This is a genomic window from Bradyrhizobium sp. DOA9, assembly GCF_000617845.2.
Classification (GTDB): domain Bacteria; phylum Pseudomonadota; class Alphaproteobacteria; order Rhizobiales; family Xanthobacteraceae; genus Bradyrhizobium.
Map to the genome: position 1 here is coordinate 617,892 of NZ_DF820425.1, position 15,291 is coordinate 633,182.

Annotated in this window: 18 protein-coding genes; 13 read left to right on the top strand and 5 right to left on the bottom strand. The window is 65.1% G+C overall.

The annotated features are described in order from the left end of the window. The first annotated feature begins 350 nt into the window (after positions 1–350). The 10 genes from BDOA9_RS02855 to BDOA9_RS02900 all read left to right on the top strand — a co-directional run bounded on the left by BDOA9_RS02855 (position 351) and on the right by BDOA9_RS02900 (position 8,457). On the top strand, positions 351–3,353 hold the full coding sequence (locus BDOA9_RS02855) for a LuxR C-terminal-related transcriptional regulator (protein WP_082847779.1): 3,003 nt from the start codon (positions 351–353) through the stop codon (positions 3,351–3,353). 203 nt (positions 3,354–3,556) lie between these two features. After that, positions 3,557–3,739: a hypothetical protein gene (locus BDOA9_RS02860; RefSeq protein WP_025032444.1), complete on the top strand. Its 183-nt coding sequence runs from the start codon at positions 3,557–3,559 to the stop codon at positions 3,737–3,739. 106 nt (positions 3,740–3,845) lie between these two features. Continuing rightward, the gene (locus tag BDOA9_RS02865) at positions 3,846–4,121 is read left to right on the top strand and encodes a hypothetical protein (protein ID WP_025032445.1); all 276 of its coding nucleotides are present in this window, start codon (positions 3,846–3,848) and stop codon (positions 4,119–4,121) included. A gap of 298 nt (positions 4,122–4,419) precedes the next feature. Next, a complete protein-coding gene (locus BDOA9_RS02870) occupies positions 4,420–5,283 on the top strand; it encodes a L,D-transpeptidase (protein WP_025032446.1) in 864 nt (287 codons plus the stop codon). 72 nt (positions 5,284–5,355) lie between these two features. After that, positions 5,356–5,682, top strand: coding sequence for a type II toxin-antitoxin system HigB family toxin (locus BDOA9_RS02875; protein WP_025032447.1), 327 nt, complete (start codon positions 5,356–5,358; stop codon positions 5,680–5,682). Further along, positions 5,669–6,049, top strand: a complete 381-nt coding sequence (locus BDOA9_RS02880) for a helix-turn-helix domain-containing protein (RefSeq protein ID WP_025032448.1) — start codon at positions 5,669–5,671, stop codon at positions 6,047–6,049. The genes BDOA9_RS02875 and BDOA9_RS02880 overlap by 14 nt, the downstream gene beginning before the upstream one ends. 118 nt (positions 6,050–6,167) lie before the next feature. Beyond that, complete coding sequence (locus BDOA9_RS02885; protein WP_025032449.1) at positions 6,168–7,190, top strand: LLM class flavin-dependent oxidoreductase; 1,023 nt, start codon at positions 6,168–6,170, stop codon at positions 7,188–7,190. A 112-nt stretch (positions 7,191–7,302) separates the two neighbouring features. Beyond that, positions 7,303–7,701 carry a VOC family protein gene (locus tag BDOA9_RS02890; protein ID WP_025032450.1) on the top strand — a complete coding sequence of 133 codons (399 nt, stop codon included), beginning with the start codon at positions 7,303–7,305 and terminating at the stop codon, positions 7,699–7,701. A gap of 82 nt (positions 7,702–7,783) precedes the next feature. Continuing rightward, complete coding sequence (locus BDOA9_RS02895) at positions 7,784–8,029, top strand: hypothetical protein (protein ID WP_025032451.1); 246 nt, start codon at positions 7,784–7,786, stop codon at positions 8,027–8,029. Continuing rightward, positions 8,026–8,457 carry a TA system VapC family ribonuclease toxin gene (locus tag BDOA9_RS02900; protein ID WP_210183833.1) on the top strand — a complete coding sequence of 144 codons (432 nt, stop codon included), beginning with the start codon at positions 8,026–8,028 and terminating at the stop codon, positions 8,455–8,457. Before BDOA9_RS02895 ends, BDOA9_RS02900 begins: the two co-directional genes overlap by 4 nt. 16 nt (positions 8,458–8,473) lie before the next feature. Here the strand turns inward: BDOA9_RS02900 and BDOA9_RS02905 are convergent, their stop codons facing one another. After that, positions 8,474–9,793, bottom strand: a complete 1,320-nt coding sequence (locus BDOA9_RS02905; RefSeq protein ID WP_025032453.1) for an aminotransferase class V-fold PLP-dependent enzyme — start codon at positions 9,791–9,793, stop codon at positions 8,474–8,476. 456 nt (positions 9,794–10,249) lie between these two features. On the opposite strand from BDOA9_RS02905, the gene BDOA9_RS02910 reads away from it, so the two are divergent. Genes BDOA9_RS02910 through BDOA9_RS02920 form a run of 3 tightly spaced genes read left to right on the top strand, consistent with a single transcriptional unit; the run spans position 10,250 to position 11,620 of the window. Then, positions 10,250–10,753 (top strand): hypothetical protein, encoded by a 504-nt coding sequence (locus BDOA9_RS02910; protein ID WP_042335447.1) that lies wholly within the window; start codon positions 10,250–10,252, stop codon positions 10,751–10,753. Between the two features lie 56 nt (positions 10,754–10,809). Beyond that, positions 10,810–11,163, top strand: a complete 354-nt coding sequence (locus tag BDOA9_RS02915) for a hypothetical protein (protein WP_025032455.1) — start codon at positions 10,810–10,812, stop codon at positions 11,161–11,163. A 22-nt stretch (positions 11,164–11,185) separates the two neighbouring features. After that, positions 11,186–11,620: a hypothetical protein gene (locus BDOA9_RS02920; RefSeq protein WP_025032456.1), complete on the top strand. Its 435-nt coding sequence runs from the start codon at positions 11,186–11,188 to the stop codon at positions 11,618–11,620. Positions 11,621–11,711: 91 nt separating this feature from the next. Here the strand turns inward: BDOA9_RS02920 and BDOA9_RS02925 are convergent, their stop codons facing one another. The 4 genes from BDOA9_RS02925 to BDOA9_RS02940 form a co-directional block, all read right to left on the bottom strand. Next, the gene (locus BDOA9_RS02925; protein ID WP_025032457.1) at positions 11,712–12,170 is read right to left on the bottom strand and encodes a hypothetical protein; all 459 of its coding nucleotides are present in this window, start codon (positions 12,168–12,170) and stop codon (positions 11,712–11,714) included. 10 nt (positions 12,171–12,180) lie between these two features. After that, on the bottom strand, positions 12,181–12,399 hold the full coding sequence (locus tag BDOA9_RS02930) for a hypothetical protein (protein ID WP_025032458.1): 219 nt from the start codon (positions 12,397–12,399) through the stop codon (positions 12,181–12,183). Between the two features lie 111 nt (positions 12,400–12,510). Further along, complete coding sequence (locus BDOA9_RS02935) at positions 12,511–14,070, bottom strand: hypothetical protein (RefSeq protein ID WP_025032459.1); 1,560 nt, start codon at positions 14,068–14,070, stop codon at positions 12,511–12,513. 57 nt (positions 14,071–14,127) lie between these two features. After that, positions 14,128–15,291, bottom strand: a complete 1,164-nt coding sequence (locus tag BDOA9_RS02940; protein ID WP_025032460.1) for a glycoside hydrolase family 5 protein — start codon at positions 15,289–15,291, stop codon at positions 14,128–14,130.

Below are 15,291 nucleotides of genomic sequence, written 5' to 3' on the forward strand. Positions count from 1 at the left end.
GCAGCCGGGACAGCAAAATCAACGACTTAGTGCATGGCGAGATGGGATCGGCTTCCCGCCAGGGCCCGGGCCGCTCGAGCGAGCACGATCTTGCCGACTGGCCGCTGCGCATCCTGCTGATTCTACGAAACCGTTGCGCCGTCGGGTAAAACTGGAGCAAAATGGCGGCGTCGGACGTGGCAGGCTGGGCAAGCCCCTCCGCTGCCCGGACCGACATCCCTGGGCTTCGCAGCTCACGGAACGGAGGAGGGTGTCGCGCGTTGCCGCGCCGCTCTCAAGATGACGCTACCCAAGGACCCAGTCGCCTTTGCTGGGCGAGTTAGGACGGGAACGCCGGCGGGCCAGAACAGATGCGTCGTATCCGACTCGTTATCGCAGATCGCCGTCCGATCGTTTTGCAGGGTTTTGAGTCGCTGTTTGCGGCCGAGCGTGACTTCGAGATCGTTGCGTCCTGCATCACCGGCGGCGGTTGCCTCGACGCCGTCCGGACGTTGGCGCCGGATGTCGCCCTCGTCGAGGACGGATTTTCCGACGTGCCGGCTTCCGGAATGCTCGCCGCCGTCGGTGCCGAAGACCTTCCCACGCGGCTGGTGTTCTACACCGCATCGGTTGCCCGTGGCGACCTCGCGGCGGCAGTCGCTGCGGGCACCTGCACTGCCATTCCGATGCGCGAGGAGCCCGAAAGCCTGCTGCAGTCCCTGAGGCTGGTGGCGCCGACCGCCGACCGCGCGGCGCCCCGCAAGCCCGATAGTGGCACACTCGGCGAAAATGGCCTGACAGAGCTGACGGATCAGGAGCGCAAGATCATACGCCTGGTCGCCAGCGGCATGTCGAACAAGGAGATTGCGCGCCAGCTCAAGACCACCGCAAGCGCCATTGAGGCGCGGATCGATCACATCACGGCGCAGCTTGGCGTCAAGAACCGGACGGAACTCGCAAGATTCACCCTGTCACGCCTTTACGGCGGCGTCGGCGCGCTTGCAGCTCTGATTTGGGCACTGCTCGAGGACATTCGACCCGCCAGCGCGACCGAAGTCGATGCTGCGGATGCCGACACCGTCACGGTCATGACCGCAGACGGCACCGGCGCGGTCGTGACGATCAAGATTGCCCCCCAAGCGGCGAATGCTGCTTCGGGCAAAACGGCCAGAGCCGTCCGCGCCGAAAATTCTCCGGCCGACATGCCGGCGCGGGCAAGCAGGCTCATCGAATCCCGAGCCGACATTGCCCACAGCACGATCACAGTGCCGACACTCACCCCTTCACGGGCGGGCTTGAGCAGCGCCGGCACCTTCATGATGACGGCAGTCGGAGTCTCGCTCCTCAGCAGTCACGCCCAGGCGTCCACTGCCTGGGGCAACCCGAGCGATGGCTTTGCGTGGGCTGACGCGAACGCCCCACGCGAGTTGGCCGCCCTCGATAGTCCCGACAGGCCCGACCTCATCGGCTTCGACAAGGTGCCCTGGCTCGATCCCGACATCCACCATGACGCATTCGCCTTCGAGGCTATTCGAGGCGATGCCATGGCCAGAGGCGACGAACCTCGGATCATCGATGCGGCCGCGCACGAGGACGGCGTCGGCGCCAGCGGCAACCCTCACACCGGATCCGGCGCCATCGACGCTCTGACCGACAATGGCGGCATCGAGCCCGGGGCCGCGACGGGCGCCAAGAATGCGGAAGACAGCACAACACAGACGGCTGCAATAGACGCTGTCGATCATGGACAATCGCAGCGCGATTTGCACGTTTCGGACGAGGGCGCCGCGGCCGGCAATCCGCAGGCCGAGCATGAGCCACCGGGCCAAGGCTCAGATCATGGGCAATCGCAGGCTTCGGAGAATACCGCGGCAGGCGGCAACAAGCACACCGAGCTCGGTCCGGCGGAGGATGCTTCCGCGCATGGGCAATCGCAACGCGATTTGCATGTTTCGGACCAGGGCGCGGCAGCCGGCAAGCCGCACGCCGAGCACGAGCCGCCGGGCCGCAGCTCAAATCAAGGGCAATCGCAGGCTTCGGAGAATGGCGCAGCCTCCGGCAAGAAGCACACCGAACTCGCCTCGGCGGAGGACGATTCCACGCCGGGACAATCGCAACGTGATTTGCACGCTTCGGACAACGGCGTGGCAGCCGGCAAGCCGCACGCCGAGCACGAGCCGCCGGGCCACGGCTCAAATCAAGGACAATCGCAGGCTTCGGAGAATGGCGCGGCAGCCGGCAACAAGCACACCGAGCTCGCCCTGACGGGGGACGATTCCCCGCCGGGACAATCGCAGCGCGATTTGCACGCTGCGGACAACGGCGCGGCAGCAGGCAAGCCGAATGCCGAGCACGAGCCACCGGGCCACGGCTCAGATCAAGGGCAATCGCAGGCTTCGGAGAACGCCGCGGCAGCCGGCAACAAGCACACCGAACTCGCCCTGGCGGGGGACGATTCCACGCCGGGACAATCGCAGCGTGATTTGCACGCTTCGGACAACGGCGCGGCAGCAGGCAAGCCGAATGCCGAGCACGAGCCGCCGGACCACGGCTCAGATCAAGGGCAATCGCAGGCTTCGGAGAACGCCGCGGCAGCCGGCAACAAGCACACCGAACTCGCCCTGGCGGGGGACGATTCCACGCCGGGACAATCGCAGCGCGATTTGCACGCTGCGGACAACGGCGCGGCAGCAGGCAAGCCGAATGCCGAGCACGAGCCACCGGGCCACGGCTCAGATCAAGGGCAATCGCAGGCTTCGGAGAACGCCGCGGCAGCCGGCAACAAGCACACCGAGCTCGCCCCGGCGGGGGACGATTCCACGCCGGGACAATCGCAGCGTGATTTGCACGCTTCGGACGAGGGGGCAGCAGCCGGTAACGATCAGGCCAAGCAGGACTCAGCCGGACTCGACTCCAATCCCGGGCAGGTGCATCGCGCTTCGGACGACGGCTCCGCAGCCGAGCAGCGCGTCAGTGACGATGTATCGGGAAGCGATGCCAGTTCCGGCCAAGCGCAGCGTGACTTGCACCAGGCGCATTCAAACGCTTCCGACGATCTGCAGGCGGAGCCGAGCCAAAAGGCTGGCGGCAACGACCAAGCCAACCATGACCCCGGTCCGGCACAAGCAGCTGACGTGCCCGCATCCGGAGATTCCTTTCATTTCAAGAATGATATGGCAGCGGCCAAAGATTCAGATCATCTCGAGAATGCGTACGCAGCCGACACGGCCGAACATGGTCTCCCTCGAGCCGGACACGCTGAACTGGCGCTGATCCCCGATGCGGACCTGGTTGGCCCGTCGCACGCGGAGCAAAGCGCCGCAGATCACGCAAGAGGCGTTGGGCATCATCCGACGCATGATCTTTTCGTGTAGCGGAGCAGACGCCTCCACACACCGGCATCGGTGCCGCGATATCGGCCGATCCGTCCGCTTGCCCCGAAGTGGACCTCGATCAATCGCATCTTAACGGTAGCGATCGCATTATCTCCGTCATCCATGGTTGTAGGCTCTTCCTTAGCTTTGCAAAGCAATCTTGCGGAGCGTCTCTTCCACGACCATGGCTGAAGGTCCAATCAATGGGCACCGTCTATATGATCCTGCTGATCACGACCCTCGTTCTGGGGTTCGTCGCAACCGTCCTCTGGGGGCCAGACTTCGAGTGGTTTGAGCGCGATGTCGAGGCCGCTTACATCTTCAAGCTGGTCGGCATCGGGCTGATCGTGTTCTTCTTGATCGCGATCACCTTCGGCCTCATCTGAGACCTCACGGGCCCTCGAGTTCTATGCCTTTGGTCATCGCTTCAAGGTTGATGCAATCAATTCACGCTATTGGCACGCCCAAGGTTGGCACCAGGGAAAGTGTCGAATGTACTTCCTCACGGTCTGTCTGATTGTGTTGGCCTTGAGCGCCTTGGTGTCGTCTCGCCGGGCCGGGCTTCTGCCACGGACCCCTCGGGGGCGGTTTGCGGCGATTTGGCCCGGTTTCGGCGCGGGAATAGTTGCGCTGGGCCTGATCGGATTTGAGCGTGCTCAAGGCGGCCAGGAGGCCGGTCCCTCCGTCACGAACGATCTCCTCATGCTGATTGCCGCTTTCTTTGCCGGTTGGTTTATTGGCGTCCTCGGCGAGTGGGAGTGGCGTTGAGGTTGCTGCGATCAGCACGAAGCGAAGAAGCTCAACAGCGTGACGTATGCGCGGCAAAGGCGCATCAGGCGGGAACGTGCACGTTCTGCCCCGTTTGTGGTTCGACGGTGAGCACGGTGCTCGAAGCTTGAATGGGTTCAATTCCCTCCGGGAGCGCTCCTTTTTCGCGATCAGATCCGACCTGTGGAAACCCGGTGGCGTTAACCATCGCCAACGGTTCCGGCCCGAGCGAAATCGCTTCGAACTTTCTTAAATCTTGCTGGGTACCTCTCCTGGGCAGGGCGACCTGGGAGAAGACATGAGCAAGCGGGCCAAACGCCGGAAGGTCGAGACGATCGCACTGCCGATGGCCGCGCGCGTTGGAATTGGCGTCGTGGCCGTCGCCGCCTTGGGGTACGGCCTGCTGGCACGCCCGGGGAGCGTGCAGCCGGTGCGGAAGCCGTCCGCGCCCCAGGCGATGGCATCGTCAAGTCCGGTCTACGTGGCACCTCCTATTCATGCAGCAGCGCCCGCGCCGGCGGCGATTCCGCCTCCGGCGCCGCTGGTCGAGCCGCCCAAAGCCGACGCCGACGTTCCCGGAGCCTTGGTCCGGCAGGTGGTCGACTACGCCAGCCACCAAACGCCGGGCACGGTGATCATCGATACCCGGAACACGTTCCTCTATCTCGTCCTGAACGACACGCAGGCGATGCGCTATGGCATCGGTGTCGGCCGCGAAGGTTTCGCGTGGTCCGGCGAGCAGACCGTGGCGCGCAAGGCAGAATGGCCGGACTGGCGCCCGCCTGCGGAGATGGTCTCGCGTCAGCCCTATCTGCCGCGGTTCATGGCGGGCGGGCCCGGCAATCCGCTCGGCGCCCGGGCGATGTATCTCGGCGAGACCGAATATCGCATTCACGGCACCAACAAGCCGGAGACGATCGGCAAGCGGGTATCGTCCGGCTGCATCCGCCTGACAAACGAGGACGTCACCGACCTCTACGAGCGGGTGAAAGTCGGCGCGAAGGTGATCGTGCTTCCGACCAATGCGGCGCGCCGACCATCGCAAGGAACGCCGCCCGACGCCGCATCCCGATCGCCGGACCCGGCCTCGCCGTCGAACCGGCCGCCCGCAACCAGCGCGCAAGTGCCCTCATCCGGACCGAAGATCGCCGAGGTGCAGTAGCGCGCGCTCGCACGTCCTGCTCGCAAAGGGATTGGCGTTGCGCCCATTTTGGGCGCATGCTAGCGTTGCCGCATGCGGATCATAGCCCGGCGTACGTTGCGGGAGTTCGTCGAGGCGCGGCGAGGACATAAGGACCACGCCGCCCTCAAAGCTGCCCTCGATGCCTGGTTCGATGAGACCAAGAAGGCGCGGTGGTCCAGCGCCGCGGACATCAAACGCAGCTACGCGACCGCCAGCATCATCTCGGCAGATCGCGTCGTCTTTAACATCAAGGGAAACGACTATCGACTCGTCGCCGCCATTGATTTCGAGAAGAGCATCGTGTGGATCAAATGGATCGGCACGCACCGAGACTACGACAGGATCAACGTAAGAGAGGTTCGACATGGCGAGGACTGAGATCAAGCCGATTCGGACGAAACGGGATTATGAGGCCGCCCTCAAGGAGGTGGAGCGCCTCTGGGGTGCCAAGTCGGGCACACCAGAGGGCGACCGGCTGGATGTGCTCGCGACGCTGATCGATGCATACGAGGCTGTGCATTACCCAATGGATCCACCTGACCCTATTGAGGCCATCAAGTTTCGGATGGAGCAGCAAGGGCTCACCCGGCGGGACCTGGAAGAGATCATTGGGACGCGCACCCGCATCGCCGAGGTTTTGAACCGAAAACGCGGGCTATCGATCACGATGATCCGGCGCCTTCACGAGCGCCTTGGCATCTCCGCAGACGTCCTGATCAGGCCTAGTCGAAAAAAGGCGGCCTAGTGAACGTGACGGCAGCTCGCGGCGAGAGACCGAGAGCGCCCGGGAGATCGGGCTCCGCGCAATATCTTTACTCGAACTGAGTCTCGCCACACCGGCCGATGGCCGCTAGATTGCCTTCATGAAGAAAATCGGATTCCTCTCGTTCGGGCACTGGACGCCCTCGCCGCAATCCCGGACGCGCTCTGCCAGCGATACGCTGCTGCAATCGATCGAGCTGGCGGTCGCGGCCGAACAGTTAGGTGCCGACGGCGCCTATTTCCGCGTCCACCATTTCGCGCGGCAGCTGGCCTCGCCGTTTCCGCTGCTTGCGGCGGTCGGCGCGAGGACGAGCCGGATCGAGATCGGCACGGCCGTGATCGACATGCGCTACGAGAACCCGCTCTACATGGTGGAGGACGCCGGCAGCGCCGATCTCATCGCCGGCGGACGGCTGCAGCTCGGCATCAGCCGCGGCTCGCCCGAGCAGGTGATCGACGGCTGGCGCTATTTCGGCTATCGGCCGGCCGAGGGCGCGAGCGATGCCGACATGGGGCGACGCCATGCTGAGGTCTTCCTCGACCTCCTGCGCGGCGAAGGATTCGCCGAGCCCAATCCGCAGCCGATGTTTCCCAACCCGCCCGGGCTGCTGCGCCTGGAGCCGCATGCGCAGGGGCTGCGCGAGCGGATCTGGTGGGGCGCCGGCTCGAACGCGACCGCCGTGTGGGCGGCCAAGCTCGGCATGAACCTGCAGAGCTCGACGCTGAAGAACGACGAGACCGGCGAGGCCTTTCACGTGCAGCAGGCGGCGCAGATCCGTAGCTTTCGCGCGGCGTGGAAGGAAGCCGGCCACGGCCGCGAGCCCCGCGTCTCCGTCAGCCGCAGCATCTTCGCGCTGATCGACGATCGCGACCGCGCCTATTTCGGCGGCGAGCGCGGCAGCGAAGACCAGATCGGCTTCATCGACCCGCGCACGCGCGCGATCTTCGGTCGCTCCTATGCGGCCGAGCCGGACGTGCTGATCGAACAGCTGCGCCAGGACGAGGCGATCACCGAGGCCGACACGCTGCTGCTGACGATCCCGAACCAGCTCGGCGTCGACTATTGCGCGCATGCGATCGAGGCGATTTTGACGCATGTGGCGCCGGCGCTGGGGTGGCGTTGAGTGCGGTGCGTGCCCGGAGCTTGGGACCGGGAGACAGGATCACGCGCCCGTGCCGCGCTATGCTATCCTGTCTCCTCCACAACGAGCTCGCCACCATTCGCCGGGCCGCGCGATGAATCAGCGTCTGTCCCTCGTTAGTCTCGTGGTCGCCGACTATGACGAAGCGATCGCCTTCTTCACGGGCACCCTTAACTTCGAGCTTTGCGAGGACACGCCGCTCGGCGGCGGCAAGCGCTGGGTGACGGTGCGGCCGCGCGGCAATCCGGGTTCTGGCCTGCTCCTGGCGCGGGCAGACGGTCCGGCGCAGACGGCGCGCATCGGCGACCAGACCGGCGGACGCGTCTTCCTCTTCCTGGAAACGGATGATTTCGAGCGCGATCATGCGCGCATGATGGCGGCGGGCGTACGTTTCGTCAGACCGCCGCGGCACGAGCCCTATGGCATCGTGGCGGTTTTCGAAGATCTGTGTGGCAACCGCTGGGACCTCATCCAACCGTCCAGCCGCGATTGACGCCCGACGCAGCCATAACGATGGCAGCGCGCTGATGCTTGATGATTGACATCAAGACATCAGATCCTATATGTTTTGATGCATGAGAACGACGCTGACCATCGACGACGACGTCGCGGCGCAACTCAGGCGGCTGCGCCGCCATGGCGACCTCAAATTCAGGGACCTCGTCAACGAGGCATTGCGGCGGGGCCTGCGGGACATGAACCAGGCGCCGCGAAGGCGCGAGGTCTTGCGTACCCGGGCCTTCGACATGGGTAAGCCACTCATCAACATCGATAACGTCGCGGAAGCGCTGTCGCATCTCGAAGGCGATGGCTTCAAGTGATCCTTGTTGATGCGAACATTCTTCTTTATGCCTGCAATTCGACGGCCGATCTGCACGCCGAAAGCCGCAAGTGGCTGGACGAGAAGCTGAATGGAACGGCTCGCGTGGGACTGCCGTGGCCAAGTCTGCTCGCATTCCTGCGCATCGCAACGAACCCAAGAGCGTTTCGCAAGCCGCTGAGCATCGCGGACGCGTGGGAGCAGGTTTCGAGCTGGCTCTCTGCGGAAACGGTCTGGGTGCCCGAACCAGCTGAGCACCACGCCGCTGTGTTAGGCAAGCTCCTGGCGCTTCCCGGCATTTACGGAAATCTCGTTCCGGACGTTCATCTTGCAGCGCTCGCGATCGAGCACGGGCTCACCCTGTGTTCGACCGATGGAGACTTTGCGAGATTTCCGGAACTCACCTGGTTCAATCCGCTTGCCGCGTGACGCGCTCCCAGCGCGCTCACCCCGTCTTCGTCCCCGTGATGACGGCCAGCGCCTCGACGAGGCGGTCGAGATCGGCCTCTTCGGTGAACAGCGCCGGGGTCACGCGGATGCACTGGCCCTTCGCAACGCCGGCGCGGCGCACGGTCATGATCCTGTAGCTGTCCCGAAGCTTCGCGACGATGGCCTCGTTGTCGGCCTTTCCGGTCTTGCCGGCGAGACGGAAGGACGTGATCGCACCATAGGAGCCGGCTTCATCCGGCGTCAGGATCTCGATGTCCCTGAATCCGCGGACGCGGCTCACCCAATAGTCGCGCAAATGGCGCAGGCGCGCCTGCTTGGCCGCCGGGCCGATCTGCTGATGCAGCGCCAGCGCCGTCGGCACCGTCAGCACCGTGGCGAAATTGACCGTGCCGGTATGCACCCGCGAGCGGATGTCGCTTTCCGGAAAATCCTCGTCGCCCATGTCGCGATCGATGGCCGCGAGGCGATCCTTCCTGATGTAGAGGAAACCGACGCCGAGCGGCGCGCCGATCCATTTGTGCAGATTGAATCCGACGAAATCGGCCTCGAGCTCGCTCACCCGGAAGTCGAGCTGTCCCCAGGAATGGGCGGCATCGACGATGGTGTCGATGCCCTTGGCCTTGGCCATGCGGGCGATCTCGGCGACTGGCATGACGAAGCCGGTGCGATGGCTGACATGGGTGAGGAGCAGAAGCCGCGTCCTCGGATTCGCCTCGATGGCGCGGGCATAGGCATCGAGCACCGCCTGGCGGGTCGCGGGCTCCGGCAGGTTGAACTTGACCACGTCGACGCCGCGGCGCGCCTTCAGCGCGTTCATCGCATATTGCATCGAATCATAGTCGAGATCGGCATAGAGCACGCCATCGCCCGGCTTCAGCCTGTTGTAGCCGCCGATCAGGAGCTGAAGCGCTTCGGTCGCGCCGCGGGTGAGCGCGATCTCCTCCGGCAGCGCGCCGACCGCCTCCGCCACCTTGGTGCGCACCGCCTCGAAATCCGTGCCCGCACGCAGCCGCGCGTAATAGGTGTTCTGATAATTGACCATGTCGGACTGGCGGATGAACTCGCGCCTGACGGGCTCGGCCATGATGCCCCAATAGCCGTTCTCGAAATTGACCACGTCGGGCGTGACGGCATAGAGCCCCTTCACGGCCGCCCAATAGGGCTTGTCGGTTACGACAATGGCCGCCGGACCGGTCGGCTGCGGCGGAAGGCTCTCGGCGGCAAAGACGGGCGCCGCAAGCGGCGCCACAGCCGCGGCCGCAAGGCCCTTGAGCATCGCGCGGCGGTCCGCCGAAATCCTCTTGATCGATTGCATGTCAGCTCTCCCCAGAACGTTTTCGAGCGAAGCGCCGTCGGGCTCGCATCAAGAGAACGCGCCAAACAACAATCCGGAGCTCCGTGCCGACGTCATTGGAACGGAGCCCCGGCGCGCCGGGAAAAGAGCAACGGATGATGCAGCTGAGATGACCGGAGCATGACAATGCGATGATCGGAACGCCGACGCCGCGCTTCAGATCGAAGCGAATCGCGCGGAAGTCTACGGAAGTCGAACCATTTCGCGAGCCATCGAGTCCGGCGCTGGCGGCGACAGCGGCGTCCTCGCCGGGCAGATGAACGGTGAATGAATGAACGCGATGTGCGTTGCGGCGCGGAACTGCACCAGGCCACATCGATGCGTCAGCGTGTCCGAAGAAGGAACGTTTGCGCGATTACCAATTTATCCCGTGCCTGATTGGCGATTTGATTTTTGGAAACCCTGGAGGAAGTGAACATGAGGATCCTGAAGCTCTCTGCGGCTGCGGCCGCGCTGCTGGCCGGCACGGCGCTCGCAGTTGCGCAATCGAGCTCGACGATCGGTACCGGTGGCTCATCGGCCGGCGGCGGCACCAGCAACTCCACCGTAGGCACCGGTGGCTCTTCGGCTGGCGGCAGCGGATCGGGCTCTGCATCGACGCTCGGCACGGGCGGTTCGTCGGCCGGCGGCGGCACCAGCTCTTCGACGGTTGGCACCGGCGGCTCCGCGGCGGGCAGCGGTTCGGGCAGCGGCTCGGCCTCGACGCTCGGCACCGGTGGCTCGTCGGCCGGCGGCGGCAAGAGCTCGTCCAGCGTCGGCACCGGCGGTTCTGCGGCGGGCAGCGGCTCCACCGTTGGCCAGTCCGGCGCGTCGAAATCGCCCGGCACGGGCGACGGCAAGTCCGGCAGCCATGCCAGCGACATGGGCCTCGAGAAGGGCAAGGGCCACAACAAGGACGAGTGGAAGAAGGACAAGAACTAGTCCGATCCGGGGAGCGGCACGCGCCGCTCCCTTTCGTCCATTGAGGAGGAGCCGCAATGAACAAGGCAATCGTTGCGATCACGGTGCTCGCCCTGACGGGGAGCGCTGCATCGGCAGAGACCATGGAAAAGACCGGAAAGACGAGCTCGGGCGCAACCTGCAAGGTCACCGTTGAGAAGCATGCAGACGGCAGCATCACCGCCGCCGGCGCATCGAGCTCGGGCACGACGGGCTCGACCGCATCGAGCGGCTCGCTTTCGAGCTCGAGCTCGGCCGGCGGATCGTCGGTCAATGTGCAGGCAGGCGGCGGCAACGTCTCGAGCTCGTCATCGACAGCGGGCGGACCTGGCTCCACCAGCGCCAGCACCATCACCGTCAACGGCTGCACGATCTCGACCTCGTCGCCTTAGACACGAAGCCATCGAAAAGAGGATGAACATGAGAACGCTTCTTACGACCTCGGCGGTCGCGCTTCTGCTTGCCGCTACTTCACCATCGCTGGCGCAGACCAGCATCACCGGCGGCAGCGGCGGCTCGGCCGCGGCGGGCGGCACGTCCGCCTCCACGGTCGGCACCGGCGGCACGTCCACCTCCGCGACGGGGCGCACCGGCTCCTCGATCGCGGCCGGCGGCAGCGCGGCTGCCGCCAGCGGCAAGACGCAGACCGGCGTCAACATGAACAAGGGCAACGGTCCGGTGCTGAACTCCAACGCCCGCGCCCAGGCTCATGACGGCGGCACGTTCAGCCGCTCGCACACGCGCACCAAGGTCAAGGCCGGCGAGGAAGTCGGCTCGACCACCAAGACCATGTCGCATGTGCCGGGCTCGAAGCCGACCATGTCACGGACGACGACGACGGCGCGCTAAAGAATCGTGCGGCCCTATTCCTCACGACCTGCTGCCCGGCTTGCCCGGGCAGCTTTTTCCGTCTTGTGACTTTTCCGTCTTGTGATCCGGCTCAGCCACCATGCAGGCTGCGGCTGATCCGGGTCACGACGGGATCCCATCGCCGCTTCTGGGCGGCCGGATAATTGATCAGAACGCAGTGCACATAGCCCCGCGCGAAATTGCACCGGTTGTACCAGATCTTGTCGCGCTTGATGCTCGAGACCACGAAGAAGTTCGAGGTGATCCGCTTGTAGATGAGCCCCGTCGGCGGATTCTTGCTGGCGAGGAATTCGGCCGGCGACAGACCTTGCTGGTTCTCGACGGCCTGAACGGTGAGGTCCGCACTGCCATCGCGGCTGCGAAACTGCTGCCCATACCCGTCGGGCTTCCCGGCCGGCTCGGTGAAGATCGAGGCGGGAATGTCGACCGAGGTTCCGGATTCCGGGATGCGGTAGGTCCTCCAGCCGTTTGCCGAGGCAATCGAGGCTGTCGCACAGAGCGCGATGATCACGGCAAAAAGCGTCTTCATGTCCGCCTCGTCACTTGCGCGGCGCCAGCTGCAGCTCCATCAAGGCGATCCTTTGCAGGTCGGCGACGTTCCGCTCACCTGCGCTGGCGGTGCGCAGGATGGATTCGGCGAGCGCGTTGACGTGGGAGGAGTGCACGGGGTCCGGCAGGGTCGCAACGGCAGCTTCCAGCGCGGTCGTCATGATCTCGATCACCTCCGGAGAAAATTCGGCGTTGGAAAAATTCTTCATCGCGCGCGTCGGCCGCTTGTGCGGATCCGGTTCAACGCCGGGAAAAAATGGAAGTTCCTGGAGACGTGGGCGAAGTACCGGGTCGAGCAGGACCATTGGTGCGCCGGCAGCTCACGTGGCGGGCTGGTACCCGGTGAGCCGGGCGGGCTCGGCATTCGCGTCGGCGACGCTCTGCACTCTCGCATGGCTGCCGATGACGAGGCCGGCGAGCGAGAGCATCAGGCCCAGCGCGAGCGGCGCGAACAGGGCCTCTTCCTGAAACAATCCGTTGAGCAGAACGACAAGGACGCCGAAGCCGGCGAGGCCCTGTGTCAGATATCCCGACGATGCGTACAGGCGCCAGGCCTTGAGCGCCATCGCGAAATAGAAGGCCAGCGGCACGAAGGCCCCGATGCCCATCTGGAACAAGAGAACGCCGATCGCGCTTTCGACCGCGCCGTCGATCGTGCCGGCCGCCTGCGCAGCGTTCCAGTCGATCGAAAAATAGCTGTCCGACAGATTGCCGCCGATGCCGAGGCCCCGGCCGTAAGGTCTCTGCACGAATCCGTCGAGGCCGCCCATCAGGCCGATGACGTGATAGTCGCCGATCTGCAGGCCGAGGCGGATCGCCAGGATCGCAAAGGCGATCATGCCGGCGAACCCCAGCAACAACGTCGCTACGGCACCGACGAGGCGCGTCCCGATCCAGCCCGCAGCCACGAAGATGACGGTGATGAGCGCTCCCTTCACGCTGCAAAAGACCAGCAGCGGCAGGGCTGCCAGGGCGAGCAGCGGGCGTCCGACCGAGAACAGGAACAGGGCGAGAAAGCCGATCCCGTAGGCGAAGCTGATCGGGTGCATGTTCGGACCGTTGATGCGCAGCATCTTCGACAGGCCGAAGTCTTCGAGCAAAGGCGTGTTCAGGAAATCGAAGCTGAAACGATCCTTGAGCGTGACGGGCACGTTGCCGGTCTGCCGCATCTGGGCCTCCCAGACGCCGGAATGGGTCGCCTTGAGCTCGTCGAAGCCCCAGAACGTATGGCCGTTGGTGACGGCCAGCCAGACATCGCGCAAGACGAGCTCGACATAGCCGCACAGCATGAGGATGATTGCGAGCGCGACCAGGAACGGCGTGATGCGCACCTCGAAGGTTGCCGCGGTCAGGAGCGACAGCTGAAACAGGAACAGCGGCAGAACGATGTTGCGCAAATAGACCGCTGCCGGCTGTCCGTCCTGGACGAAGCCGATCGCGAAATAGAGCGAGACGACCGCGAGGGTGACGACGCCCCAGCGCATGATCCGATTGATTTCTCTCGACTGACTCCTCCGGCCGAGCAGGTAAAGGCCGAACGTCGCCAGCCACATCACCGAGCAGACCAGGAAATTGTAGCCCTTGATGAAATCGAGATCGGACGGCAGCGGGACCAGCGGCGACAGGATGGAGACGAACAGGTTCTGGAAGAACAGGACGAAGATCGCGACGGCCGGCGCCGAGGTCGGAACCGCAACGACGATGGCGATGCCGATCAGGACCTCGACGGCGATGGCCAGGGCCGGATTGGCAAGGTGCAGAACCGGTGCAGAGCTGATCGTCGCGATGGCGATGCAGAAGGTCGCGGCCAGCTCGCGCCAGGCCGGAGGCGACGGCGCGGCCTGCACGCTCTGGCCTTGCGGTGAATACCCGGCGCTCATCAATCGTCCTTTGGCATCGCGCCGGGACATGATAGCCGCGCGAGGTGTAAGGATCCGTTAACGATCACGGCGTGCGGCGGGAGCCCCTTCAGGCCGGCCGGGCGCGCCGAGCAGCGCGCGCATCGCGCCGGGATCGGGCTTGCCGGTTGCGGCGTCGACGAGGCCAAAGCCTTGCGCCAGTTCCCAATGCGCCCAGCCCCAGCAATGCGCGCGGGCATAGGCGGTGACCTCCGCCAGCCAGCGCAACCGGCTCTGCCTGGGGGCGCCGGCTTTCAGCACGCCGAACTCGTTGACGATGATCGGCCGCGAAAATTGCTGCTGCCATTGAAGCGCGGGCGCGAGCCAGCCATCCGCCCCCGGCTTGTCCCTGGCGGCGGCAATCGCGGTGTCGAGCATGGCGAGGGCCTTGACCGCGCCCCTCGCCTGCAAATCCCGCCGAAGCGCCTGGACCTCGGGATCGCCGGCATTGATCGGATAAGGCAGATCCACGATGTCGTGCAGCGGATCGCGCTCGTCCCAGTGGCCCTGATGGGTGAACACCATCGGATCGTAGAAATGGATGGCGTAGACGACGTCAGGGTCCGCCAGCGGACGAAACCGCGGCAGCGAGTCCGCGCGCTGCCAGTTGACCGGACCGACGATGAGCGTGGTGGCCGGCAGCAACCCGCGAACGAAGGCGGCGAGCGCCTCGGCCTCGTTTTGCCATCTGTCCGCGTCGATATCGGGCTCGTTGAGCAGCTCGGCGAAGACTAGATCGGCAGGATAGGATCGAATGACCCCTGCCAGCGCGCGCCAGGCCTCCTGCAGCTCGGTCCTCGCCGCATCCGGATCGTCCTTGTGCAGGCGATTGAAGCGCTCGCCCGGATGAAGGTCGACGGAGATGGCATAGCCGAGCGAGGTCAGCTGCTTCAATGCGCCGTCGAGCACGCGCAAGCTCGCCTCGCGTTCGTCCTTTGCGGCAAAGCGCGGCATCACGCGCTCTGCCGGCACCGGCAGGCGGACATGGCTCATGCCCGCCTTGCGCAGCTGCTGCAGCAGCGCGCGGCCCGGCGGCGCACCGTTGATCCAGCCGTCGGCGTTGAAGCCGCGCGAGAGCGCGGCAAGCCGCGCGGGCGAAACCGTCGACTTCAGGGGCACGCAATCGTCGGCAAACGCCGGCCGGCCGACCGAGATCGACAACAGCATCGCCGCAGCCAGCAGACCGCGGCGCAAGGCTGTCAT